22 protein-coding genes are annotated in these 25,529 nt (G+C 34.8%); 11 read left to right on the plus strand and 11 right to left on the minus strand.

Going from position 1 to position 25,529, the window contains the following annotated elements; translation table 11 throughout:
* Positions 1–126 precede the first annotated feature (126 nt).
* The 5 genes from ABYK18_RS01650 to ABYK18_RS01670 are packed head-to-tail and all read left to right on the plus strand — an operon-like array spanning position 127 to position 5,225.
* The gene (locus ABYK18_RS01650) at positions 127–531 is read left to right on the plus strand and encodes a ComF family protein (protein ID WP_373034837.1); all 405 of its coding nucleotides are present in this window, start codon (positions 127–129) and stop codon (positions 529–531) included.
* A gap of 58 nt (positions 532–589) precedes the next feature.
* Entirely contained in the window at positions 590–2,446 is a 1,857-nt protein-coding gene (locus ABYK18_RS01655; RefSeq protein WP_373034838.1) for a TonB-dependent receptor plug domain-containing protein, read from the plus strand.
* The gene (locus ABYK18_RS01660; protein ID WP_373034839.1) at positions 2,447–2,878 is read left to right on the plus strand and encodes a hypothetical protein; all 432 of its coding nucleotides are present in this window, start codon (positions 2,447–2,449) and stop codon (positions 2,876–2,878) included.
* A complete protein-coding gene (locus ABYK18_RS01665) occupies positions 2,872–4,788 on the plus strand; it encodes an EAL domain-containing protein (RefSeq protein ID WP_373034840.1) in 1,917 nt (638 codons plus the stop codon). Before ABYK18_RS01660 ends, ABYK18_RS01665 begins: the two co-directional genes overlap by 7 nt.
* The gene (locus ABYK18_RS01670) at positions 4,785–5,225 is read left to right on the plus strand and encodes a hypothetical protein (RefSeq protein ID WP_373034842.1); all 441 of its coding nucleotides are present in this window, start codon (positions 4,785–4,787) and stop codon (positions 5,223–5,225) included. Before ABYK18_RS01665 ends, ABYK18_RS01670 begins: the two co-directional genes overlap by 4 nt.
* Here the strand turns inward: ABYK18_RS01670 and ABYK18_RS01675 are convergent.
* A complete protein-coding gene (locus ABYK18_RS01675) occupies positions 5,205–7,202 on the minus strand; it encodes a hypothetical protein (RefSeq protein ID WP_373034843.1) in 1,998 nt (665 codons plus the stop codon). The two genes, ABYK18_RS01670 and ABYK18_RS01675, sit on opposite strands and share 21 nt — an antisense overlap.
* A 184-nt stretch (positions 7,203–7,386) precedes the next feature.
* Here ABYK18_RS01675 and grpE point away from each other — a divergent pair, with 184 nt between their 5' ends.
* Together grpE and dnaK are read left to right on the plus strand one after the other, a co-directional pair.
* A complete protein-coding gene (gene grpE / locus ABYK18_RS01680; protein WP_373034844.1) occupies positions 7,387–7,950 on the plus strand; it encodes a nucleotide exchange factor GrpE in 564 nt (187 codons plus the stop codon).
* Positions 7,951–7,981: 31 nt separating this feature from the next.
* Positions 7,982–9,874 (plus strand): molecular chaperone DnaK, encoded by a 1,893-nt coding sequence (gene dnaK / locus ABYK18_RS01685; protein ID WP_373034846.1) that lies wholly within the window; start codon positions 7,982–7,984, stop codon positions 9,872–9,874.
* A gap of 44 nt (positions 9,875–9,918) precedes the next feature.
* Here dnaK and ABYK18_RS01690 read toward each other — a convergent pair whose 3' ends face one another.
* On the minus strand, positions 9,919–10,407 hold the full coding sequence (locus ABYK18_RS01690; RefSeq protein WP_373034847.1) for a nitrous oxide reductase accessory protein NosL: 489 nt from the start codon (positions 10,405–10,407) through the stop codon (positions 9,919–9,921).
* Positions 10,408–10,506: 99 nt separating this feature from the next.
* On the opposite strand from ABYK18_RS01690, the gene ABYK18_RS01695 reads away from it, so the two are divergent.
* Positions 10,507–11,004: a redoxin domain-containing protein gene (locus ABYK18_RS01695; RefSeq protein ID WP_373034848.1), complete on the plus strand. Its 498-nt coding sequence runs from the start codon at positions 10,507–10,509 to the stop codon at positions 11,002–11,004.
* Positions 11,005–11,043: 39 nt separating this feature from the next.
* Here ABYK18_RS01695 and ABYK18_RS01700 read toward each other — a convergent pair whose 3' ends face one another.
* Genes ABYK18_RS01700 through ABYK18_RS01710 form a run of 3 tightly spaced genes read right to left on the minus strand, consistent with a single transcriptional unit; the run spans position 11,044 to position 16,013 of the window.
* Entirely contained in the window at positions 11,044–14,460 is a 3,417-nt protein-coding gene (locus ABYK18_RS01700; protein WP_373034849.1) for a molybdopterin-dependent oxidoreductase, read from the minus strand.
* Between the two features lie 12 nt (positions 14,461–14,472).
* Complete coding sequence (gene nrfD, locus ABYK18_RS01705) at positions 14,473–15,375, minus strand: NrfD/PsrC family molybdoenzyme membrane anchor subunit (protein ID WP_373034850.1); 903 nt, start codon at positions 15,373–15,375, stop codon at positions 14,473–14,475.
* A complete protein-coding gene (locus tag ABYK18_RS01710) occupies positions 15,375–16,013 on the minus strand; it encodes a 4Fe-4S dicluster domain-containing protein (RefSeq protein ID WP_373034852.1) in 639 nt (212 codons plus the stop codon). Before ABYK18_RS01710 ends, nrfD begins: the two co-directional genes overlap by 1 nt.
* 285 nt (positions 16,014–16,298) lie before the next feature.
* Here ABYK18_RS01710 and ABYK18_RS01715 point away from each other — a divergent pair, with 285 nt between their 5' ends.
* The 3 genes from ABYK18_RS01715 to ABYK18_RS01725 are packed head-to-tail and all read left to right on the plus strand — an operon-like array spanning position 16,299 to position 20,303.
* On the plus strand, positions 16,299–17,684 hold the full coding sequence (locus ABYK18_RS01715) for an HD domain-containing phosphohydrolase (protein WP_373034854.1): 1,386 nt from the start codon (positions 16,299–16,301) through the stop codon (positions 17,682–17,684).
* Complete coding sequence (locus ABYK18_RS01720; RefSeq protein ID WP_373034855.1) at positions 17,684–18,253, plus strand: SCO family protein; 570 nt, start codon at positions 17,684–17,686, stop codon at positions 18,251–18,253. Before ABYK18_RS01715 ends, ABYK18_RS01720 begins: the two co-directional genes overlap by 1 nt.
* Complete coding sequence (locus ABYK18_RS01725) at positions 18,246–20,303, plus strand: ATP-binding protein (protein ID WP_373034856.1); 2,058 nt, start codon at positions 18,246–18,248, stop codon at positions 20,301–20,303. The genes ABYK18_RS01720 and ABYK18_RS01725 overlap by 8 nt, the downstream gene beginning before the upstream one ends.
* Here the strand turns inward: ABYK18_RS01725 and ABYK18_RS01730 are convergent.
* The 6 genes from ABYK18_RS01730 to ABYK18_RS01755 all read right to left on the minus strand — a co-directional run bounded on the left by ABYK18_RS01730 (position 20,293) and on the right by ABYK18_RS01755 (position 25,448).
* Positions 20,293–21,378 (minus strand): PAS domain S-box protein, encoded by a 1,086-nt coding sequence (locus ABYK18_RS01730; RefSeq protein ID WP_373034857.1) that lies wholly within the window; start codon positions 21,376–21,378, stop codon positions 20,293–20,295. The two genes, ABYK18_RS01725 and ABYK18_RS01730, sit on opposite strands and share 11 nt — an antisense overlap.
* A gap of 86 nt (positions 21,379–21,464) precedes the next feature.
* On the minus strand, positions 21,465–22,757 hold the full coding sequence (gene hisD, locus ABYK18_RS01735) for a histidinol dehydrogenase (RefSeq protein WP_373034858.1): 1,293 nt from the start codon (positions 22,755–22,757) through the stop codon (positions 21,465–21,467).
* A 2-nt stretch (positions 22,758–22,759) separates the two neighbouring features.
* Positions 22,760–23,185: a thioredoxin family protein gene (locus ABYK18_RS01740; RefSeq protein WP_373034859.1), complete on the minus strand. Its 426-nt coding sequence runs from the start codon at positions 23,183–23,185 to the stop codon at positions 22,760–22,762.
* Positions 23,178–23,693: a shikimate kinase gene (locus tag ABYK18_RS01745; RefSeq protein ID WP_373034860.1), complete on the minus strand. Its 516-nt coding sequence runs from the start codon at positions 23,691–23,693 to the stop codon at positions 23,178–23,180. Before ABYK18_RS01745 ends, ABYK18_RS01740 begins: the two co-directional genes overlap by 8 nt.
* A 7-nt stretch (positions 23,694–23,700) precedes the next feature.
* The gene (locus tag ABYK18_RS01750) at positions 23,701–24,990 is read right to left on the minus strand and encodes a hypothetical protein (protein WP_373034861.1); all 1,290 of its coding nucleotides are present in this window, start codon (positions 24,988–24,990) and stop codon (positions 23,701–23,703) included.
* Between the two features lie 17 nt (positions 24,991–25,007).
* A complete protein-coding gene (locus tag ABYK18_RS01755; protein WP_373034862.1) occupies positions 25,008–25,448 on the minus strand; it encodes a hemerythrin domain-containing protein in 441 nt (146 codons plus the stop codon).
* Between the last annotated feature and the right edge of the window lie 81 nt (positions 25,449–25,529).

The raw sequence follows: 25,529 nt of genomic DNA on the forward strand, positions 1-25,529 counted from the left end.
TCCTCCTGTCAAGAAACCTTTTTAACTCCTAGCATCTATAAGCGAAAAATTCTAAATAATGTCGAAGTCATCTCTTTTTACAAATATGACGACATAAAAGATCTCCTACACACAAAACACACCGACTTGGGCTATTATATATATTCTATTCTTGCAGAAAATTCTTTAAAACTATTTGCTCAAAACTTTGAATACTCTGATGTGATTAGTTCAATTGCTGTTGATGATAATGTAAAAAGCGGTTATTCTCATACTGCGATATTGAACAAATCTCTTCAAAGTAAATATATAAAACCTGAATTTAACTCTCTTCGAGCAAATAATAACATCTCCTACTCAGGTAAAAGCAGAGAATTCAGAATGATGAATTCAAGAGACTTTACACTTAAAGGCAATTTGAAAAAAGAGATAATAGTTGTAGACGATATTATAACAACTGGTTCAACACTCTCACAAGCCATAAGCTGTATAGACAAAAGTGATAAAAACGCCTTATTTTGCCTAACTTTGGCAGATGCGGGGAGAAAATAACTAAGCATACTACAAGGACATTTAAACTAGAATGTTTCATTATAAATTAGGTTAGCTTATGAAAACAACATTATTATTTCTTATATTATCAACTCTATTGTTCTCAAGAGATATATTGCTTGACGATCTGCTTACAAAATATGAAAACTCAGAATCTTTATATCATAAAACAAAAAAAGAGAGTGCCGGGCATCTTATACTTTTTTCACGATCCGACCTTGATAAGATGCAGGCTTTTACACTAAATGATGTATTAAGAACTCTCAGAATGTTTAACTTAGAAGCTACGCAAATGGGAATGACTACTCTTGTGAAGAGCGGAAGCAGTCAAGTTGTATCAAATCCGGTAAAAATATTTATAAATTCCCATGAATTAAATTCCGCAACTATGGGCAATGCAATGACTCAATACGGGAAAATGGGTCTTTACTTTATAGACCACATAGAGGTATATCAAGCAGGGAATTCCGTAACATTCGGCAATGAACCGGGAAGCATGATTATTAAACTCTACACAAAAGAACCATCACGTGAAAACAGTACATCTACCCAAATATCAGTTGATACGAGAAAGAGTTTAAATTTAAGAGCTGTGGATGCCAGAGAACTTGGAGAGTATTCTTATCTGGCAAATGTAGATATCAGTAAGAATAACTATGACACTTACAATACAAACGGCTATGATATGTCCCGAGATGAAGTAAGAGGTCAACTCTATGTAAAGTTTTCAAAAAAAGACAGCTATGACATAGAAGGCGGTGTTTCAAAAGAGAAATACGACTCTTTCAGCGGTTTGTCAACTGCTCCTTTAAATGGGCATATAAATGCTGAAAATTTTTATATTCAGGCAACAAAACATTTTGATGATGAACTAAATGTAATTTTTAGCATCTCGCATGAAGAGTTGGATGTTTTAAACAAAGATGCCATAGCAATACCAATGGCAGACGGAAGTATGCCTAAGCAACTTGATGTAAATGTTGGAAGCAATGTATATAGTGCTATAGTAGAGAAAAGATATGTTTATGAGGCAAATGACTTATTTTTGGGAGCGCATATTAAGCAACAAGAATTTGACATTAATGAGTATAAAAGAGATAACGTCTCTACGCCTAAGGTATGGGGACCTCAAAAAAGAAATATATATATGGCATATCTGGAAAACCTTTATAACATTAATGAAAACAATCTAATCACTTTTAGTGCAAAACTAGACCATTATGAAAATGATACTTCAAAATCATCTACTGAGCACATACTAAGACTAGGTTATGTAGCCTTACTTGATGAAAGCTGGACGATTAAACTTTTTGCATTGAAGGGTTATGTTTATCCTACTTTTAGACAGACCACCTTTTCACCAAATCTTAACATCAATCCAGATCTTAAAAGTATCAGAAACAGGTTATTTACTGCGGAGCTAATATATAAAAATGACAAGACAACTCTTACACTAAGCGGCGGTAACGGTGAAGCAAAAGACTCTATTATATTTAACCAGGCACTCAAAAAATATGTCAACAATGATGAAGTAAGCAGATTCCAAAGAGGATTTGTAAGAGTTGATCATCTTTTTGATATCAATAATAAAATAACTCTAGAATATTTTAAACTCTTTCAAGACAATTATGTAAGTCCAGGTGAAGGCGGACTAATTCAATTCTTTAACAAAATCGGTAAGTTTGATATCTACAATGAACTTGTCTACAGATCAGACTATAAATCTTCAGACGGCATTAACATGCCTGCTGGATACGACTACTCTTTAGGAGTTATTTATCCTGTGAATAAACAACTTGAAGTGAAACTAAAAGGTGAAAACCTCTTAAACAAAGCTCATGAAGTTCCTATAAACGGAGTGAATGTTCCTGTAATGGAAAGGCGAGGTTTATTAACTATGGAGTACACTTTTTAAATGAAACGTCTACTGATACTTATCATTTTTTCAACTGTTTCATTTGCTTTTGATAACGCAGATAGTATAAAAATACAAATTTTAGAAAAAATCATTACTGAAATATCTATTGAAAAAGAAGTATATATATGGAGTGACAATCAAGATATATTTACTCATCTTAAAGAGCATAATAAACTAAATACATCCGAAAGTTGTAAAGATGCCACAATAATAATATTAGAAAATAAAAACAGCCTCCCACTAGAATGTGCTTCAAAACATATCTTTGTTTTAAACTATCAACTCCTGTCAAATATTCCCCAAAGTTTTGGAGCTCTTTTTTGGAAAAAAGGCAGACCTAATATTGTAATACTCAAATCAAGGCTAAAAGCTCAGTCAATTAAAATATCAAATGATTTAAAACCTTATCTTGAGGAAAAGATATGGTAAAGAAAAAGGAACTGTTCTTATTTTCACTACTTCTTCTTTTAGGTGTGTTTTTTATCTATATCTATCTTTATATCAAACAAACTCAAGATGATATATTCCAGAGGATAGAAAGTAACAAAATCAAAAACGTCTCTAGTGTTTTAAAAAATATAGAAGATGACATAATAAACAATCATTCAATAAAAAATGAAAATGACCTCATCTACTTATTGTCCGACAAAAAGACAAGAGAGACGTTTGAAGATAAAATATCTCTCTATTTAACTCCGAGTGTCAAATATATATATTTGCTTTACAAAGACAAAGAGGACAAATTCAGATTTTTACTCGACGCTTCAAAAGAGGACAAGGCAAATTTCTACCAAAAATTTGATGTTTTTGACAAAGCCTACTCAAACCTGTACAAAGACTCTAAACCTCAAATCATTAAACAACACGATATGGAAAATCTATATCTAACATATCTCTATCCCGTGAAAAGCTCTGGTAAGGTAATAGGAATACTCAGTGTAGACATCACAACAGATATTCAAAAAACAATTTTAAAACTTATAAAACCTCTTGAGACATTTTTTATAGTATTAATTGTTTTCGTATTTTTACTCATCCTTATGACGATTACGCAAGTTTTCCACTACTTTATTACAAGAAAGAAAATCTTTACAGATCCTCTTACTCAAGTATACAACAGAAACTATTTTCAAGAGATAGCACCAAAGCTCAACTTGAATCACTACAGTGTAGCAATGCTTGATCTTGACAGATTTAAACTTGTAAACGACATTTACGGACATAAAGCCGGTGACTTGATACTCTCTCAAAGCAGTATGATTATAAAAAGTTCTATTAGAGATAATGACATACTCATACGTTACGGCGGAGAAGAATTTTTACTGCTTATCTACGATAGAAATCAAACCGGCAGCGCCTCAGAGATATGTGAGAGAATTAGAGTAAATATACAATCACATATATTTACTTACGATACACATAAAATAGAGATGCACATCTCAATCGGTGTTCACAAAACTCCTGCATCTGAGAAAAGTCTGAATGAGGCTATTAAAAAAGCCGACAAGATGTTATATATTGCCAAGAAAGAGGGTAGAAACAGAGTTATTTATTATAATGACAAACCTGAGAACATAATGCTCTCAAAAGCCAAAGACATAGATTTTGTAAAACAAGCGATTTCTCAAGACCGTGTTATTTGTTGTTATCAACCAATATACGACTATAATAAAAATAAAATATTAAAATATGAAGCTTTAGTCAGAATAATAGACATAAATGGAAATATAATCTCTCCAATGTTTTTTCTTCCGGGACTAAAACATACAAATATACACTACAAACTTACACAAAGAATACTCGCTATTGTATTTGAAAGATTTAAAGATTCAAAAGAATCTGTAAGTATAAATATCAATTTCTCAGACCTTATCAACAACGACATTGAGACAACCATCACAGACACATTCAGAGCTAATCCGGACCTGGCTTCCAGAGTTACTTTTGAAATACTTGAGAGTGACGAGATAGAAAATATGATCCTCTTTAAAGAAAAGATAGACCTGCTGCATAGTTTTAACGCAAAAGTATCCATAGATGATTTTGGAAGCGGTTACTCTAATTTTAAAACAATTTTAGACATCGAAGCTAACTACTTAAAAATAGACGGTTCTTTAGTAAAAAACATAGACGTAAGTGAAAAAGACTTTAAAGTTGTAAAGAGCATCATACATTTTGCAAAAGAAGCAAACATGGAAACAATTGCTGAATTCGTTCACTCCAAAGAAATTTATGACAAGCTAAAAGAACTCGGTGTTAATTATATGCAAGGTTATTTTATTGCTGCACCTGAGAACAAGCTACTTAGTGAAGAAGAACTTTTTAAAGAAGAGTCTTGAGAGTTATATTTTTAATACTTATTACATCTTTAATGCTAAATGCACAGATGCTTCAAGTCGGAGATAGAGTAAAGCAGATTAAGCTGAAATCTCAACACGACAAAGTGTACACTTTGGTAAATAACGGCATCTGGATTATCTCTTGGAATAAAGCTACAACAAAAATAGCAAACAGATATTTTGATGAGCACAAGATGCCGGATAATATGAACCTCATCGTTGATACATCCGAGATTCCGTCCGGCATATTTTCTCTTTTTGCCCGTCCAAAGATGAAGAAATACAAACACCCTATTCTACTTAGCTTTGATAAAAGATATAATCTCACACTGCCTTTTAAAGCAGATATAATCACACTTTTATATGTAAAAGATACAAAAGTGCGAAAGATTATCTATATTAAAAATTCACAAGAGCTAGAAAAAGTTCTTAAGTAGTTTTCCAACCTCTTTTTCTATTGCCTTTCCTGCTTCTTTTTTAATTAGCTCTTGTACATCTACACTTACTTTAGGAGAAGATGTCTTACCTTTTAACATCACAGTTACAGGATTTTTATTTGCCATGACATCAATTTTTGAGTCAATGGTCTTTGTCTTAGTGTTTAACTTCGTATTTTTTGTTTTAATAGATGAAGTATTAGATTTCAGATCCATAGATGCGACTATCTTTTCTTTGTTGATATCGGCATGGACATCGCCTTTGAACTTCTCTACATACAAGTCAACTTTGGCATACTGTTTTATAAGAGCGAACATCTGATTTTTAGTAAATTTTCCATCTACCAAGTGACCGTCAAACTTGCCTTTTTTGTGTGCTAGATTATAATCAAGCTTAGCATTTAGAGATGCTTTAAATATCTCAGGGTATACAAGCATATGCAGAGCATCTAATGTCTGGATAGACAATAAGTCGGCATGAAAATCATCATTGTGAAGTTTTGCGTCTATCTTGCCGCCTGCTACATTAGATAAGATACTCAAATCCAAATCCTTGCCTTTTTTAAACTCTCCGTTTACGACTATACCGCCTTTCATGTGCTGCTCAGTTACAAAGAAGAGTTTGTCTAAGTTTGATACTGCAGCTTTATAGTCACTTATTACAGTGTTATTTTTTAGATTCACTCTTGCTCTTTGTATATTAAAAGTGGCAAGTGTAGAGTCTAAATCAATTTTAGAGTCGATAATGTCTCCTGAGAGAGTAGTGTTTGTAATCATCTGGAATGCTGTTTGAGGCATAGGCGTTTTAAACTCGTAAGTCTTTGTCATATATTTTACATCCAACAAGCCTTTTTTAATGCTTGAGGTCACTTTACCCTCTAGCTTACCGCTTCTGGCATCCGGTATATCAACATTAAGAGAAAAGATTCCATCGGCATAATGAGGCTGTTTTACCATGTAGAGAAGATGCGAGAGTTTTAGATTTTTCATATTTGCTTTTATACTTGCTGGAGCAAACTCCTTTAGTACAGCTTCAAACTTTGTATCTGAAGATGCGACATCGCTCTTTCCATCTACAACAAGCTTTGCTTTTGTCCCTTTAACAGTGCCATTTAATCTAAATGCACCTCTAACATCTGCTCCACTCACAGGCTTAAGCAATGCCAGCTCTTTTATATCTAGGGCATACTTTATATCTGTTTTTAGAAGTGTCGGGATTACTTTACCTGAAGAAGTTATTTTAAAGAGATTAGATGCCAGATTGTAAGTATAATCAACATCGTCTCCTTTTAGTTTAGCATCCAAATCCATTGTAAAATCAGTATTTGGTATAGTGATGTTAAAGTCATTTTTCATAACTTGTGTATTTATCTTTGCACCTTGTGTTTTAAGGAGTATGTTTCCATCTAAAGCATGAGGCTTGATATTTTTAAAGTTTATATCCAGATTTACATCTGCACTTGCATATGGCTTACGAGCACCTATATCTAAAAGCTCTTGAAGTTTTAAACCTTTGACTTTTGCAATGATAGACGTAGGATTGAACTCTGTTAATTCTACATGATATGCAGTATCTGAAGATGCTACATCACTGATACCGTCAACTTCTATAAACGCCATATCTCCTTTTACTTTACCATTAGTATGAAATGATCTGTGAAGTTCGACACCTGTTAGTGATTTTAAAGTTGTAAGTTCATCAAGCTTGACATCATAAGCTACGTCAAAAGATTGTGAAAATAAAGAGTAGTTCCCTTTTATGGTAATAATATTATTTTGGTTTAACTCTAAAACTATCTCCAACTCACTCATGGTTAAAGAAAAAAGAGTGAGTTTACTGTCCAAGTTTGTCTGCTCTTTTATTTTGCCCTCTACTATTGGTTGTACTATACCATTTCCCAAAGGTGTAAATGCTACAACATAAACACTTATCACTATAGTCGCAAATATCCCGCCGATCCATGCTAAGTATTTCATAGAAAACTCCCAAAACTAAATATCTATAATAATACTAGTTTTACCTTTAAATTTCTATTTCCTTAAACTTGATACAATAAGACTCAACTTATCTAACAAAAAAAGTTTAACTATTACTTGACATTGTTACACTCAATATGTATAATAGTGTTATCTTTTTAAAATAAGGAGTGATTTAACAACTATGTCAAAAAAATCAGACGAAGAATTACAAAGCGATCTTCAAGAAAATGAAGATGAAAATATAGAATTAAACAACGATGAAGCAGAGGCTGAAGCTGAAGCTGTAGAGAATGAGTTTGACCTTCTTCAAGAAGAGTTACTTGCTCTAAAAGACAAATATGCGAGAGTTCATGCTGATTTTGATAATATCAAAAAAAGATTAGAAAGAGAAAAGTATACGGCAGTAGAATACTCAAATGAGAAATTTGCTAAAGATATGATTCCTGTTATGGACGCACTCCAAATGGCAATGACTTCTACAGCTACTGAGGGAACTTCAGATGAGCTTTTAGAAAAACTTAAAGAAGGTATTGAGCTGACAATCAAACAGTTTACTACATCTTTAGAGAAACACGGTGTAACAATGGTATCACATGATGAACCTTTTGACCCAAATATTCATAATGCGGTTCAAAGTGTTGAGAGTGATGATGTAGAGAGCGGACAGATTGTCCAAACTTTTCAAACAGGTTATAAATACAAGAACAGACCACTGCGTGAAGCAATGGTTATAGTAGCTAAATAATAAAAATATAAATTAAATTAAGGAATAAAAAATGAGTAAAGTAATCGGTATAGATTTAGGAACAACAAATTCATGTGTAGCAGTTTATGAGGGTGGTGAAGCGAAAATCATCCCAAATAAAGAAGGTAAAAACACAACACCTTCAGTAGTAGCTTTCACAGATAAAGGTGATGTTTTAGTTGGTGATCCGGCAAAACGTCAAGCTATCACAAACCCTGAAAAAACAATCTCTTCAATCAAGAGAATTATGGGTCTAATGATGAACGAGGAAAATGCCAAGGCGGCGCACGATAAAGTAACATACAACATCGTAGACAAAGATGGTTCAGCAGCTGTTGATGTTGCAGGAAAGATTTACACTCCACAAGAGATTTCAGCTAAAATCTTAACAAAACTAAAAGAAGATGCAGAGGCTTATATCGGTTCTACAGTAACTGACGCGGTTATTACAGTTCCTGCGTACTTCAACGATGCACAAAGAAAAGCGACTAAAGATGCTGGTACTATTGCCGGTCTTAATGTTCTTCGTATTATCAATGAGCCGACAGCATCTGCACTTGCTTACGGACTAGAGAGCAAAGCTGAAGAGAATGTACTTGTATATGACCTTGGTGGTGGTACATTTGACGTTACTGTTTTAGAGATCTCAGACGGTACTTTTGAAGTTCTTTCTACTGACGGTAATGCTTTTTTGGGTGGAGATGATTTTGATAACAAGATTGTTGACTTTTTAAATGCTGAGTTCAAATCTTCTCACGGAATTGATCTTAAAAATGACAAAATGGCACTTCAACGTCTAAAAGACGCTGCTGAAAATGCTAAAAAAGAGTTAAGTTCTTCAACTGAGACAGAGATCAACTTACCGTTTATCACTATGACGGAAGCTGGACCACAGCACTTGGTTATTAAACTGACTCGTGCTAAATTTGAAGGTATGATTGCTTCTCTTGTTGATGAGACAATCGATCACATCAAAACAGCTATGAAAGAAGCTGACTTAGATAACGGTGATATCAAAGAGATAATCATGGTTGGGGGTTCAACTCGTGTACCGGCTGCTCAAGAAGCTGTTTCTAAATACTTTGGCGGTAAATCACTAAACAAAGGTGTAAACCCAGATGAAGTTGTTGCTGCAGGTGCTGCTATTCAAGGTGGTGTTTTAAGAGGCGATGTTAAAGATGTTCTTCTTCTAGATGTTACTCCATTATCACTAGGTATTGAGACTTTAGGCGGTGTTGCTACTAAGATTATTGAAAAAGGTACTACTATCCCTGTTAAGAAATCTCAAGTATTCTCAACTGCAGAAGACAACCAACCGGCTGTTAGCATCTCAGTTGTTCAAGGTGAGAGAGAGTTCGCTAAAGATAACAAATCTTTAGGTCTGTTTGAACTTGGTGATATTCCAGCTGCCCCACGCGGTGTACCTCAAATCGAAGTTACATTTGACATCGATGCAAATGGTATCCTGACAGTTTCTTCAACTGACAAAGGTACTGGTAAATCTCAATCAATCACAATCTCAGGATCATCTGGATTAAGTGAAGAAGAAATCAACAAAATGGTTCAAGACGCTGAAGCTCATAAAGCTGAAGATGAAGCAAGAAAAGCAATGGTTGATTTAAGAAACCAGGCAGATGCACTTATCGCTCAAACTGAAAAATCTTTAACTGAGATGGGTGAAAAAATCGAAGCAGAAGAAAAAGCTAAGATTGAAACTGCAATAGCTGATCTAAAAGAAGTTATAAAAGATGAGTCTGCTACAAAAGAACAAATCGAAGAAAAAGTAAAAGCTCTTACAGAGGCAAGTCATAAAATGGCTGAGCAAATGTATAAAGACAAAGAACAAGGCGGTGAGCAAGCCGGTGAAGCTGACCAAAAGAAGAAAAAAGAAGATGACGACGTTATCGATGCTGAGATAGAGTAAGTTCTATCTCATAGCAAGCTATCAAATGATAGCTTGTATATATACTATTTAAAATCCTCTTTAGCTTTTGCTAATGCTCCACTAAAATCCATTATTTTCCCACCATATTTTGCTTGAAACTTTTTAGCCATTTCTATATCTAAAAAAGCATACTTGCTAACTCTAGTCATGGTTCCATTTTTTTTACTTCCAACAATGTAGTGAGCATCTCCTACAGGTATCAATCTTAATGAATCAACGTCAACAACTTTTGGATTTTTAAGAGTCGTACCTTCACCAAGATGATCTTCCAAACAGTGAATCGAACAATACTGATAATGTTTGCCATCAAGCTCAGCTGCATGGCTGGTCTTGTAAAACATAACTAAGTTCATTCCACATCTTGAACATGAACCTTTCTCTTTTCCACTTTGAACAAGTGTTGCTTCTTGTGAACTCACTGATTGAAACATACTAGATTTAACTTGCGGTTCATTATCAGGCCCACAACCTACCAGTAGAAAGATTGCTATTATTGCTACAACTATTTTCATAATATTTTATTCCCCGTTTTTTTATTATTGTGGTAATATTACCACGTAACAATTACAAAAGTGTTAAAAGTGACAAAATTATGACAAAAAGTTAACTAAATGAAAGAAAAAATCAAAAAGTATTTAAAAGAGCTTATTACATTTTTTATATTTTTAACAATCTTAGCAAATATAATCAGTTTTTATAAAAGCAGTGATTTAAACAAAGACCCTCTGCAAAATATAAATATAACACTCTTAAATTCACAAGAATACAAATATCCTGATGAAAAACCTATACTCATACATTTTTGGGCAACTTGGTGCCCTACATGTAAACTTGAGGCTTCAAATATACAGAGTATATCTGAGAAATTTGAGGTTCTTACTATTGCTGTTAACTCCGGAACCAATAGCGACCTACAAAAGTATATGGATGAGCATAAATTAAATTATAAAGTCTACAACGACACAAATGGTTTTTTTGCCAAAGAATTTAAAATTGCGGCTTATCCTACAACTTTCATATATGACAAAAATAAAAATCTGGTATTTAGTGAAGTAGGATTTACAAGTACTTGGGGATTATGGCTTAGGATGTGGTGGGCCGGTTTATAATCAAAGGGTTTAAACCCTTTGATTTAAAAGCTCATATTTTTAGCTTTTGATTTCAACAGCATAAGCTTTATCCGAAAGAGGAACCCACGGACGTTTGATGTGTTGAGGACGACGAAGTTTATCGTTAGAATTTAACTCACGAGTTAAATCATCTCTCCATCCTTGATAAATTTTGAAGTTATTATCATAATTTACATAGATATCACCAATCTTATCACCTTGCTGTGCAGGCTCTAAGATAACTTTCTGGTGCCAACAGTGCATACCGGAAATTGGATCAGGATGAGCTGCAGCTACAGCATTTTGCCATGAACCGCTTAGACCATCCCACCAGATGTTACCGCTGTCACTGTTATATTCTGCAAATCTTTGGGCATGGAAAGGTTTAATACCCTCAACATATTTAAGTTTACCTTCTTTACCGTCCATCTGAAGTTCAGCAGTTGGAACACCAAAGCTATTGATACCGCTTGTACCGTCATAATCTTCAATCTTAATCTGAGCACCAACTTTACCTACATTTTCAGGTGAGTGAGCCATAAATTTTGGATCATTCATATTACGCTTAACCGGCTGAGAATCAACTTTACCATCAGTAACACCGTTTGGTACTGAAACTGAATTAACAAGTTTCCATCTACCACCGTGGTGAGAACATGCGAGTGTTCCCGGAAGTACACCTTCTGTTGGAACTGCCATAGCTACAAAATAACCGGACTCTAAACCAGTAACACTATCAGTAATTCTTACACGAATCGCGTCACCACGTTTGAAACCTTGACGCTTAGCATCTGGAGTCGAGATCCAGATAGGATCATGATTTTGTGAAATTTCCATAAGGTGCTTAGAGTTTGCAGAACGCGTATGAATATTATACGGCAGACGGAAAACTGTGTTAAGCGCATATGAATTTTTCTCAGTCATATAAGAGTGGTCAACATGAGATACGATGTGAACCATTTCTTTTTTCTCTTTTGGTGTTCTTGGATAGAAAGGAATAGCATATTCCGGCCATTTCCAATCATCAGCTAACCACTCACAGAAGAAGTCAAGTTTCTTATCTAAAGTAGCGAAACCTTCAAATTTCTTACCATCAATTTCAATACCGATAGATTTTTTCTTACCGTGAGACTCTGTAGTCATAACACCTGTACGTTTGTCAGTATGAACATGTTTTTTATCATATTTATGCCCGTGAGAGATGTAATTCTCACCGTCATCTTTAATCTCTTTTTCTTGAGCAGAATAGATTTTATTCTCTTCCATCCAAGCACCGTGATCCCTCATATACTCATATACCGGGAATTCAGCATTTTTGTATCTAGCATCAGAAGTAGCTGTAGCTTTAAGATTTGGTAAGTTATCGCCAAATGCCGCATCATACCACTCAGCGATAGTAACAGGTGTACCAGGAGTCTTTTTAGATTCCCACATTGATCTGATTGATTTAGTCTTAGCATCATCAATAAAGATTTTACCATCTGGATCGATGTAATTAACACACATGTCAAACCAAAACTCATTCTCTTCCCAAACTTCACCAAGTCCGGCTTTAATGTGAGCTTCAAGTGTAGCACGAGCTGGATTTTTAGGTTTCCAACCAGATTTTTCAAGAGCAACTCTCATAACTGGTTGACGGAATGAAGTCCATCTTGCAGGCATTGTAGCTTCAGAGTGCTGATCGTGTCTTTCACCGGCCAAACCAACAGGTAGAATATAATCAACATACCAGTTTGTCTCAGACCATACAGGAGAAAGATTGAATGTAAGTTCCATTTTCTTCTCATCTTTGATAGTCTCGATCCATCTGAAACCATCCGGATTAATCCAAACAGGATTATACATACGAGGAATCCAAACAGAAAGTTTCTGTGGTACGTTAAGACCCTTGTCAATCCATTTTTGCTGCCATTTAGTATCTGCAAGTAGGTGAGGAAGTAAGAATGACATCTCATAAGTCGATAGTGGCCACTCTGGCGGGAAACTAAGCTCATTATAAACATCAACTTTAGGAATGTTTGAACCACGCTTACCTTGACCTACCGTTGAACTACCGCCTTTACCAGCTACGGAAATAACATGGAAATGGTGGAAGAATGTACCACCTTCAGGACCGATAGCACCACGAAGAGCGATTGGTAAGAAACCTGTACGACCACTCATCCAGCCACCACGGTTACCCGCAGCAGTTGCTCTCCAGAAATATGAAGAAATTGAAGTACCAGCCCAAATGAACATATCATATAACTCTTCAAGCTTATATGCAGGAACATGAGTCTCTTTAGATACATGATCTAGAGTATAAGGAGTATATAGTTCTTGTAAAGTATCCAAGAATGTATCAAAATCATTTTTAGTTGGAGCTTTAGAGATATACCCTTTTTCAACCATAAAATCTAAATATTTTTTGTTATCTAAAAATACTTCCCAGTTCATCCATTTCTTAACAAAGTCTCTATCTACTTTACCTTCATTCAGAATTCTCTGAGTTAGGTAAAGATATATTAGAGGCTCAGTACCAGGCCATGCAGCAATCCATAAATCTGCCATACCTGCAGAGTTAGACATACGAGGATCCATAACTACAAGTTTAGCACCTTTAGCTCTGGCATCTGCGATAAATGAAGCTGATTGTTGAAAGTAGTGACCGGCATCTGCAGCGTGAGATGAGTTAAGGAATACTAACTTCGCATTAGCCCAATCCGGAGAACTTCTATCATCATTTGCCCATTGGATAGTCGGAGTACGACCACCTGAAGAACAGATATTTGTATGTGAGTTAAATGCATCACATCCAAGTGTATGCCATACTTTACCTGTAAATCCATTCTCATTTGGACGACCGACATGGAACATTACTGTTTTTTTGGATAACTCGTCACCTTTTGCAAGTGTATCTCCCATCTTTTTACCGATGGCAGTCATTGCTTCATCCCAAGTTGTACGAATCCATTTACCTTCACCACGAGCAGAACCTGGAGCTCTTTTTAGTGGGAATGCGATACGATCCGGATCATACATTTGTGATTGTGTTGCATAACCTTTTGCACAGTTGCGACCACGAGAAGCCGGATGCAATGGATTACCCATATACTTTTTAACTGTAAAAGTTTTTTTATCGATCCATGCAGTAAGACCACAAGAAGCCTCACAGTTAGAACATGCAGTAGGAACGATCATGTAATCATTAACTTCAATACCTTCAGGATTTGATTCACTTCTTACACCGTGACGATCAATACCACCTCTTTTCCAATCATCTCCGTCTAACTCTTTAAAATCAGCCCATTCCTCCATTGGAGGATAGAATGACAATGAGTCCGGAGTATTTGTAAACTTGCTATCAGCAACAGACTCAGCCTGTGCGTCTGTCGTAAATACACCTTTAGCAATAGCAGCACCAGCAACTGTGAATGCAGCACCTTTTAAAAATGTTCTTCTACTTTGTAAATACATTTATATTTCTCCCTAACTCATTGGTAATAATTGTGGAATCATCAGCCAAACATGTTTAACTATGAATAAACCCACTAGTGCTAAAATCGCTGCAAGTTTTAAAATGCTCTCACTTTTGCTTGAACGACTTAATATTATTAAAAGCATTGGTAATAGATATGTAATCCATTGACCTAACCAGAACATAACAGTGTACGGCCCGTCACCTTTTATGTACTCTAAAACTGCTGCAACTTCTTCTGCTTTCATTGGACCGAAAATATACTCTGACATATAGATAATAAAAGACATTAGTGCACTTAAACCAAGTATTACGCCTAAAGATTTTTTAGCTTCGTAAGATAATTTGCTTCCACCCATTAAAATCATAAATGCAGAACCTGAAAGTAGTGCTGCTAAAACCATTTGAGCTGCTTCTGTCGGCATTTGCCATAATTCACGAGCTGTACATTGAGACATAAGTGCAGCTGTATAAAGTGTTACAGGAATTGCTAAAATAGTTGTCCATAATAATACTTTGTCGTATACTTCGTCATTCTTTTTCCAAGCTAAAAGGATTAGAAGAGTCAATAGACCCAAGAATGTCGTAGCCATCATTGAACCCCAAGCAATTGCTGATGAGAAGCTAGGGTAAACAAATATATGCCACATTCTAAACGGTTGATGTAAATCAGCCAATGTAAATAATAAGAATATATTAATAAAGATAAATGCAGCCAACGCTGTCGGTAATCTTAAATTTTTTACTGAATCAGGATGCGTTCTAAGAAGTAAGAAAAGCATAAAGATTACACCAGTACCAATACTTTTTGCCCACATATTTACCGTAACCAACCAAGGCCAAACTGTACCCGGTAAAGCTACATCTAAAGTTACTACAGCATTTGTTGCTGCTAATATTTCATGTGCTGCCATTAGTGATGTCCTCCTACTGGAAGTGTTGTAATCTTGTTAAATAGTGAATGACCTTCTACTCTATGAGATGCAAGAGGGTTAAGGTTAACATTACCTCCGTTTACATAGAAATGATGAGGGTTTGTTCCCTTCTCCGGTTTACGTACTTGAACATTACTTTGATTATGCTGGATATATTTAGATATATTTGAAGTTGGATCATCTAAATCACCGAAAATATTCGCTTGAACAGGACAAGCTACAACACAAGCAGGCATCATGGACGACGCAACACGGTGTGCACAGTATGTACATTTATCAGCAGTTTGTGTTTGAGGATCTATATAAATCGCTCCGTATGGACAAGCCATAACACAACCGGCACAACCGATACAACGCTCTTTATCGATATTTACAATACCGTTATCCAAATAATGTAGTGCACTTACCGGACAGATTCTTTCACATGGAGCATTCTCACAGTGATTACATCTAAGTGGAGTAAATGTTCTCTTTGTTTCTGGGAAAGTTCCCACGTCCACATATTTAACACGGAGTCTCCATGTACTAAGCGGAACTTCATTTTCCACTTTACATGCGATCTCACATCCTTTACATCCCATACACAGATGCAAATCAACTAGGAACCCTAATTGCATATATTCTCCTTTGGCCTTTTTTAATTTTTAATGGCAAATTTAAGATTTATAACTATGTCTAATACATTACAAAAGAACCCCTTATAGTCGTAAAATAGGGTCTTTTACTGTTAAAAATAGTATCTAAGTAACCTTAAACTAGTTATAAATAAGTGATAATATTTTGATAAATTTTCATTGTTGAGTAGTTTTGTGAAATAACAAAGTGTGATGTTGCATTAAAGATTTTGTTAGAATTATTCGTGTACAATTTATAATAGTTAAAATAAACATAAGTAGCTGATTATGATAAATAAACATAATATTTTGATTGTAGATGACAATACTAAAAATATACAATTAGCAGCAAATGTTTTAAAATCGACAGATTTGTACAATATATTTTTTTCTACAAGCGGAGAGCAAGCAATAGAACAGTTGCAGCTTCGTAAATACTCTCTTATACTACTAGATATCAATATGCCGGGTCTAAGCGGTTATGAGACAGCTTCTATCATAAAAAAAGACACTACCTTTAAAGAGATTCCTATTATCTTCTTAAGTGCAAATGTTAACCAGGAAAATATTAGAAAGGGCTTTGAATATGGAGGAGAAGACTATATTACAAAACCTTTTGATGAACTTGAGCTTCTTCATCGAGTAAAGACACATGTAGATCTTCACGAAGCCAAAGAAAAACTTCGTGAAGAAGTAAATGAGACCAAAACATTATTAGAACAATACAAACTAGCGGTTGATGCCAGTGCTTCAGTCTCAAAAGCAGATTTGGACGGAAATATAACCTATGTTAATGATAGATTTTGTGAACTAAGCAAGTATTCAAAAGAAGAACTCCTCGGTAAAAATCACAGGATTTTCAGGAGTCCTGAAGTTAGTGATGAATTTTATAAAAATATGTGGGAGACTATACAGAGTAAAAAGACATGGAACGGACTAATCAAAAATATTGCAAAAGATGGAAGTTACTATTACTTTGAAGCAACAATATTCCCGATTCTAAATTATAATAATGATATAGTAGAGTATATCAGCATACGAACAGATATAACAAAAGAGATGGAACTTCAAAATGACATAATTGCAACGCAAGAAGAAGTTCTGCACACGCTGGGTGAACTTGGAGAATGGAGATCAAAAGAGACTGGGGATCATGTAAACAGGGTATCTTTAATCTCTGAACTGCTTGCAAGTGCCTATGGCTGCAGCGAAGAAAATGTAAAACTTCTTAAAATGGCTTCTCCTATGCATGATATAGGTAAGGTCATTATCCCCGATTCAATACTCTTAAAGCCTGCAAAACTTACAGATAAAGAGATGCAGATAATGAAAAATCATACTACTTTTGGTTGGGAAATTTTCAACAAATCCAAACATCAACTTCTGCAAGCAGCAGCTCTCATATCGCATGAACATCATGAAAAATGGAACGGCAGCGGATATCCAAATAGTCTAAGAGGTGAAGATATCCATATATTTGGCAGGATTACTGCTATAGCAGATGTATTTGATGCTCTTAGCAATGACAGAGTTTACAAGAAAGCCTGGAGCATTGAAGAAACATTGGATTTTATAAAAAGTCAAAGAGGACTTGCATTTGAACCTAAGCTTGTGGATTTACTGTTTGAAAATATAGATGAAATACTAAAAATAAAAAATAAATACAACAAATAATGAAAAAAAAACTATATGGTGTACTAATACTGACATTAGTCGTTGTTATATCTCTGCTGATAGTCATTATTCCTACTTTTTTTACCAAAAATATTTCAAGAACCTCCTTGTACAAAGAGTTTGAGCTGCCACTTATATTGGACGATGACAAAGACATCAAACTTCTGTTTTTCGGATACTCGGGATGCGACAAGATATGTGCACCAAGATTATATGACTTAAACAAATTATACAAATCATTAGAACATGATACGACAAAAAGAGTCGGTATAGAGTTTTTGGACATCTCGATGCCGAATGATAAAAAACTTCCTGAAAAATTTGCTCTTTATTTCAATAAAGAGTTTAAAGGTATATATCTGGACAAAGATATTGTAAGAGACTACACAAAAGAATTTAGTGTTTATTTTAATCAATCTCTTTTTGACAAAACAGAATATGACCACACTGCAAATTTATATCTTATAAAAAGAACGGGGAATAAAAAAGAGATAAGATATGTATACAATTCTTATCCTTATGACTTTAAACAAATAAAACTAGATATAGAGGAGTTGCTTTATGAATAGTTTATTGAAACTGTTTTTCCTAAATAACACTTTGTCATCAGACATGAATAAAGAGTACGCACATGCCGATGCCTTTATGTTAAAACTTGTATTTGCACATTGGATAATAGTATCCACTATAACAGCTTATCTTTTTGACGCATATTTAATAGGTTTCATAGGCGGCGGAACTCTTTTTGGGATAACCTATTTTACATACAAATCATTTGCGGGTACACAGACATACAGGTATGTTCTGGCGTTGGTCCTGCTCACATTTTCCATCATCATGATACAGCAGAGTCTCGGTCGAATAGAGATGCACTTTCATATCTTTGGAGCACTTTCATTTTTGGTCATATATAGAGACCATAAAACAATCTCTCTTGGATCTATATTTACCATACTTCATCATCTGCTCTTTAACTATCTGCAGCAGCACAACATCTATGTATTTGATACGCCTATTGTTGTTTTTAATTATGGATGCGGTCTGGACATAGTTTTACTGCATGGGGCATTTGTCATATTTGAATGGTTTGTTCTTGCAAATATAGTTTTTTATATGAATAAAACACATCAAGAGTTACACAGGACCAAAGAAGCATTGGAATCTGTAAACAAAAATCTTGAAAGTATGGTCGAGATAAGGACTCTGGAGCTCAAACTGGCAAAAGAAGATGCAGATTCTGCCAATAAAATGAAATCAGAATTTCTCGCAAATATGTCACATGAGATCAGAACGCCTATGAACGCAATTATCGGTTTTACTGATTTACTGAAAAAAACTGTTCAAGACACTACAAGTCATAATTATGTGAAATCTGTTCAAGACAGCTCAAAAATACTCCTTGCAATAATCAACGATATATTGGATCTCTCAAAAGTTGAAGCAGGAAAACTGGAAATACAAAAGACAGCCACAGACATAAGAGCAGTCGGAGATGAGATTAAAAATGTCTTTTACCATAAAGCAAAATCCAAAGCATTGGAATTAAACGTAAAAATAGATGATTTAGTTCCTGAGGCTTTAATGCTTGATGAAGTAAGAGTGAGACAGATACTGCTTAATCTTATGAGTAATGCTATTAAATTCACTCATAATGGCTATGTTAATTTAAATATCTTTACCTCTTCAAGTGAAAACAAAGATCGGGTCAACCTGATTTTAGAAGTTCAAGACAGCGGAATAGGCATGAATACACCTGAGCAAGAAAAAATGTTTGAAGCATTTTCACAACATACAAATCAAAGCAATAAAGAGTATGGCGGGACAGGTCTTGGATTGGCTATTACAAAGCAACTAGTCAACTTGATGGGCGGAAAAATAAGTGTCAACAGTACTAAGAATGAAGGTTCAACCTTTAGAATCACATTATATGATGTTGAGATAGCAAATAACACTAAAAACACATATTTAAAACGAAATAGAAAAATTACATTTAACAAGGCGACTATACTTGTTGCAGATGATATTGAACTAAACAGAAAACTGATCATGGAGTATCTAAAAGACACGCCACTAACAATTTTAGAAGCAGTAGATGGACAAGAAGCTGTGGATATCGCTAAAGCACAGCATGTAGATCTAATCCTTATGGATATCAAAATGCCAAAGAAAAATGGGATTGAGGCTACAAATGAGATTAAAAACTTTAAAGACATACCGGTAATTGCAATAACCGCATCTGTAGTATTTAACATGAAAAATCCTGAACATGACATATTTGATAATTTTTTACATAAACCATTAAAAGAAAATGATTTATTATTTGCGATGTCTGAATTTTTAGAATCTAAAATCGAACCATTAAAAAATGACAAGATTAACAGTCACTTTCAAACAAACGATATCTCTTTAGATAAATACCCGTCTCTTAAAGAGCTACTACGTAATGCTCAAATAGCGGGAGATATAGAGTTGATTCAAGAATTTGCAGATCAACTTGATTTCTATGCAAAAAAAGACAATATTGAGAGTTTTAAAAATATTTCTAAGAAGTTATCTATTGCAGTAGAGAGCTTTGATATAGGCGAGTGTGAAGTTTTATTGAATATATTTAAGCATTAAATCTGTTTTGTAAATGAATCAAAGTTACATCATCACTAAATTCATAATTATGAAGTGAGTTTAAAGCGTAGTCTATCAGTTTAGGGTCATTGATAAGTTCTCTTGGTAAAAAGTGCTTTTCGTCTTTATTTTCATGTTCTACCAATCCATCACTGTATAACAAAATAGATTTCCAATCAGTTATATCAATAGCATCTACTTCAGGTATTTCCGAAAATTCCATGAAGGGAAGATTATTTGCTTTTATCCTAATAATCTCATCATTTATCTTAACTTTAAAAGGATACATCCCGCCAGATGCGTAAGTCAGTTTTTTCCCTTCCGGACAAATCATAATCATTATATACGAGAGTTGTTCAAGCTCTCCCAAAAATGTTCTTATCGTAGGAAAAAACTTCTTTCCCAGTTCTTTCAAACAGCCTTCTTCATTATGAAGCTGCTTAATGGTTGCAGAGGCTGCAAAAACAGTCATTGCAGGAGAGACGCCATGACCTTGCCCATCTAACAGATATATAAATATTGAGCCATCTTCACGTTTGTAAATTGAATAAAAATCACCGCTTATAATGCCTGATGGATGATAAATAACTTTACAGCTTTGTGAATCCAACTCATTTACAATACCGGATTCAAGTTTTTCTCTTGCAATATGTTGTTGTTGCATATCATGCTCACGAAGAGTTTCATTTTTTTGATTTAATTCTATAAGTTTTGTGATATTATTGCGAATAGATATGTATTCCAGTATTTCACCATCGCAGTTAAGAATAGGATATATGGAAACTTCTACAGTATATTTTGTGCCGTCTTTTCTAAGGTTCTCAATTACACCGCTCCAAACCTTTTTTGCCTGGATAGTATCCCACAGCTCTTTAAAAACTTCAACCGGAGTCTCCGGATTTCTTAAAATAGAGTGCGGTTTTCCTAAAAGTTCTTGCGCAGTGTAACCGGTAACTTCAAGAAACTTGCTGTTTACGTAAGTTATAGTCCCAATTAAATCAGACTTTGAAACCATGCTTGTTTCATCTACAATATATCGGTATTGTTCTAATATATTCGACTCACATTTTCTCATTAGCAAAGCTACTTTATCTATAAATAATTTTATAATTAAAAAGTATAACTAATTAAAATAACAAAGTCAATTATTATTATTTAATGTTATTTGCTAAGTCTTACTCGCACTGATTGCTCATGAGCCGTCAAGCCTTCGGTGTTTGCTATAAGCGCACATTCTTCACCTATCTCATTTATAGCTTTACTTGAAAAAGAGATGATTGAAGTTTTCTTCATGAAATTCTCTACTCCGAGCGGAGAGTAAAACTTGGCTGTTCCGCCGGTAGGTAGAGTATGGTTTGGTCCGGCTACATAATCACCGATTGCCTCAGGAGTGTTATGCCCCAAGAAAATTGCACCTGCATGTTTGATAAACGGCAGAAGTTCAAAAGAATTATCAGTTGCGACTTCCAGATGCTCAGGCGCTATTTCATTCATAAGTTTTATAGCTTCATCCATATCCGATGTGACTATAATAGCCCCGCGCTCTTCCATTGATTTTCTTGCTATCTCTTCACGTGGAAGTTTTTTCAGCCACTCTTCTATCTCAATCTTTACTGCATCTGCCAACTTTTGTGATGGAGTTATTAAGATAGAACTTGCCATCTCGTCATGTTCAGCTTGAGATAACATATCTACCGCAAGATGATTAGCATTTGCACTATCATCTGCCAGTATCCCTATCTCACTAGGCCCTGCAATCATATCAATATTCACATCACCAAAGACCATCTTTTTTGCAGTTGCTACAAAAATATTACCAGGCCCTGTGATCACATCTACCTTTGGTATATTCTCAGTTCCATAAGCCATTGCAGCGATTGCACTCGCTCCGCCCACTTTGTAAACTTCACTGACACCGCAAAGATGACAAGCAGCAAGAAGAAGTTCATTTGGTTCATTATCGGGTGTCGGTGTACATACGACTATATTTTCAACTCCCGCAACCTGTGCAGGAATAACATTCATCAAAAGTGATGACGGGTAAGCTGCTTTTCCGCCTGGGATATAAAGCCCTGCACTATCTACCGCCGTAACTTTTTGACCTAAAATTGTTCCATTGTCTTCCGTGTCAAACCATGATTTTGGCTTTTGTTTTTCATGATAAACTTTAATTCTATCATATGCCAAGTGCAAAGAAGCTTTTAATTTTGCGTCTATATTATTATAAGCTTTTTCCATAGATTCCGTTGAAATTTTCAGATCTTCATCACTTAAAGGAGTCCAATTATCAAACTTTGCTATATGTTGTTTTAAAGCGCTGTTTTTATCCTCTCTGATCTCATTTATGATATTTCCGACAATAGCACTTACATGTGCTATGTCCATCTTTCCCCGTTGTAAAAGTTCATTGAAATTATCAGCAAAATCACTCTTATTTGTATCTGTGAAAATCATAATTATTTTCCGCTCTTCATGAAGTCATCAAACTCTTTTTTAACAATTTTTAGTGCATTTAAAAAATTCTCTGCATCTATTGCACCCATGATTGGCTGGAACATCGGCTCACCGCTTGGTAACAAGAACCATATTGCCGGTGTACCCGGTTGGTAAAGCTCTCTAGGCATATAATCCTGTTCATCACTGTATGCAATAATAGAAACAAAGTCTTTATTTAAAGCTTTTACAACTCTTTCATCTTTTAAAGTTGTATTATCCAGGATAACGCAAAACTTGCATGTATGTCTTGATGAGATGAACAGTACCGGCCTAACGAATCTTGCTGCCTCTTTTATTCCTGAATCATAATCTTTAGCCCATTTAATCTCTGATGCCATAATCGTTGTAGAAAACAGCAACATTAAGTATATTAAAATCTTACGCATGTTTTTTCACCTTTTTAAGAAGTTCATTTGAGCACTCTAACGCGCTTTTTTTTGTTACGTCTATGACAATATCTGCTAAAGCAAGATATTCGGGACGACGCTCGTTATAAAGTTCTTTTGCCTTTTCCAAGTCATTCAAAAGAGGTCTTTTTTTAAGTTTTCTATCCGCATTTGGATGATTTTTGATTCGTTTTATTATCTTGTCAAACGGTGAATCCAAAAGGACTACTATACCTATTTTTTTTAGATTTTTTTGTTTGTAAAAACCGCCGCCTGTCGAAATAAGAGTATTTTTAACACTTGATTCAAGCCACAGAGCGACATCATGCTCTAATTTTCTAAAATAAGCTTCACCATCTTCTTCAAAAATCTTTTTGATTCTTTTGTTTTGCATACTCTCAATCAGATCATCGGTATCTATGGCAATGTAATCAGAGTGTTTTATGACTTCTCTGGCCACACTACCCTTTCCAACTCCCATAAATCCTATTAAAATTATATTCTTCATCACCACCCTAAGTTATTGTAAATGCACTCATGTCAAAATCAGGTTTAGTTTTTTTAGTCTTGTTATATATCAAAACCGGTGCTATGACATTATATTGTAAAATTACCATACTTATTATAAAACTAAGTGCAGAAATTTTTAGTAAAACAGGAATATAAAATGCAAAGATAAAACCGATTAAAGATGCCACAAATAAAATAAATTGGATTCTAGATAAGTTTTTATCTATCATCTCATTCATTGTAGGAATACTCATGTATCCCATGGCATTAAGATGAAACCAGACAAGAAACGGGATTATTTTATAAAGCATTCCCATCATTATCGAGAGTATAAACCCGCCGCCAAGCAAAATAGCTACCATTACTATATACTCATGATGAAAGTATTCATCAAAAATCCAAAGAAAAGCTCCCAGAGTCAAAGATATACTCGCAATTCTCCAGTACCATACCGTCACATCACTTATAGGACGGCGACGAGCACTCAACTTTCGCCAAACAGTAGTGGCAAATGCCCAGAAAAAAAGTGCAATCCAAGACTTTCCGATGACAGAGTAAGACTCTGCAAATACATTTGTAAGCAACCAGATCACTAGACCAAGACTAATAAGCAAGACTACTCTTCTTTTACAAAACTGTTTAAATCTCGGTGCAACATAAAACATCGGCAAAACCTGAAATGTTACACCTATAATCAAGATTCCTCCAAATCCGAATATTCCCCACACACTGTGAACATTCGCGACAACATTTCTGTAAAGTGCATAGTCCTCATCAACATAAGTAAATAGTAAAAATAGTCCCATTAAAACTGTTATAGATGCAAATACGAGGCTGACGCTCATTGCTTTTACGGTAGGACTAAAGTTTTTTACTTTGACTATCGCCATTGCGATAACCACTATCATCATACTAAAACCAAGACCTAGTAAAAATAGGGCAGCCGTATCAAAGACAACAGCTTCATTTTTCAGTCCAAGTATCATAAAAAGAGTACCAAGGACTAAAAAGATATATGAAATTTTTGAGACTAAATTTACTCTTGGGATTTGCACACCTGCCAGAACAGGAAGCATCTGAGTTAATGAACCAAGCATTATAAAACCTAAAAAACCGATTGTCAATGCATGTGTAATGACAATAGCATCCGTAGAATATCTACTCATCAAAATACCGGCATCGCTAAAAAAGATTAAAAATCCCGCAAGTATTGCAAACAGCGGTGCCGTTAAATAAAATCTGATTGGCGCAAATATTGGAGGGGCTTGATCTATTGATAAACCGTTAAGTTCCATAATTGACTCCGATAAAACTACTCAACAATCATAGACTCCATCATATCTACTATTCTTGGTGCCTCTGCGCTTAAATGTTGTTGAGCCATAGTATATAGCATCTGCTCTTCTTTCATGTTATGTTGTTGCATAAGAATCATAAGAGTCTCTGAAAGTCCAAAAAACTTATCTTTGTTTCCATCATCAATAGCTTCGCCCATCTGTTTTATCAGATTTCTCATTTGAACATGTTCATGTCTCATCATGGCAGTAGGACCCTCTGTCATACCTGTCTTAGTCTCAAACTCTAAAAACATAACTCTCTCTTCCATCTGGAAGTGTCTCTCTGTAGCATTTGCGAACTCTTCAAAATCACTTTTTGCATCTGATAAAGACTCATTTGCTTTTGCTTCCATAGATGCAAAGAACTCATCGCATCTAGCATGGTCAGATGTTAAATACTCTTTAATTGTACTCATTTTTATCCCTTTTTAAATAATGCTTTTATTAATTTTCGTATTATATAGAAATAATATAAATATATCTGGTCACAAATCAAT

The organism is Sulfurimonas sp. (assembly GCF_041563495.1).
Classification (GTDB): Bacteria; Campylobacterota; Campylobacteria; order Campylobacterales; family Sulfurimonadaceae; genus Sulfurimonas.

Coding starts and splice junctions, on each gene's coding strand:
- ABYK18_RS01720 (WP_373034855.1), top strand. CDS start 17,684: ATGAAAAAAAAACTATATGGTGTACTAATACTGACATTAGTCGTTGTT.
- ABYK18_RS01665 (WP_373034840.1), top strand. CDS start 2,872: ATGGTAAAGAAAAAGGAACTGTTCTTATTTTCACTACTTCTTCTTTTA.
- ABYK18_RS01700 (WP_373034849.1), bottom strand. CDS start 14,460: ATGTATTTACAAAGTAGAAGAACATTTTTAAAAGGTGCTGCATTCACA.
- ABYK18_RS01745 (WP_373034860.1), bottom strand. CDS start 23,693: ATGAAGAATATAATTTTAATAGGATTTATGGGAGTTGGAAAGGGTAGT.
- ABYK18_RS01710 (WP_373034852.1), bottom strand. CDS start 16,013: ATGCAATTAGGGTTCCTAGTTGATTTGCATCTGTGTATGGGATGTAAA.
- hisD (WP_373034858.1), bottom strand. CDS start 22,757: ATGATTTTCACAGATACAAATAAGAGTGATTTTGCTGATAATTTCAAT.
- ABYK18_RS01730 (WP_373034857.1), bottom strand. CDS start 21,378: ATGAGAAAATGTGAGTCGAATATATTAGAACAATACCGATATATTGTA.
- ABYK18_RS01655 (WP_373034838.1), top strand. CDS start 590: ATGAAAACAACATTATTATTTCTTATATTATCAACTCTATTGTTCTCA.
- dnaK (WP_373034846.1), top strand. CDS start 7,982: ATGAGTAAAGTAATCGGTATAGATTTAGGAACAACAAATTCATGTGTA.
- ABYK18_RS01690 (WP_373034847.1), bottom strand. CDS start 10,407: ATGAAAATAGTTGTAGCAATAATAGCAATCTTTCTACTGGTAGGTTGT.
- ABYK18_RS01755 (WP_373034862.1), bottom strand. CDS start 25,448: ATGAGTACAATTAAAGAGTATTTAACATCTGACCATGCTAGATGCGAT.
- nrfD (WP_373034850.1), bottom strand. CDS start 15,375: ATGGCAGCACATGAAATATTAGCAGCAACAAATGCTGTAGTAACTTTA.
- ABYK18_RS01750 (WP_373034861.1), bottom strand. CDS start 24,990: ATGGAACTTAACGGTTTATCAATAGATCAAGCCCCTCCAATATTTGCG.
- grpE (WP_373034844.1), top strand. CDS start 7,387: ATGTCAAAAAAATCAGACGAAGAATTACAAAGCGATCTTCAAGAAAAT.
- ABYK18_RS01675 (WP_373034843.1), bottom strand. CDS start 7,202: ATGAAATACTTAGCATGGATCGGCGGGATATTTGCGACTATAGTGATA.
- ABYK18_RS01660 (WP_373034839.1), top strand. CDS start 2,447: ATGAAACGTCTACTGATACTTATCATTTTTTCAACTGTTTCATTTGCT.
- ABYK18_RS01715 (WP_373034854.1), top strand. CDS start 16,299: ATGATAAATAAACATAATATTTTGATTGTAGATGACAATACTAAAAAT.
- ABYK18_RS01740 (WP_373034859.1), bottom strand. CDS start 23,185: ATGCGTAAGATTTTAATATACTTAATGTTGCTGTTTTCTACAACGATT.
- ABYK18_RS01695 (WP_373034848.1), top strand. CDS start 10,507: ATGAAAGAAAAAATCAAAAAGTATTTAAAAGAGCTTATTACATTTTTT.
- ABYK18_RS01725 (WP_373034856.1), top strand. CDS start 18,246: ATGAATAGTTTATTGAAACTGTTTTTCCTAAATAACACTTTGTCATCA.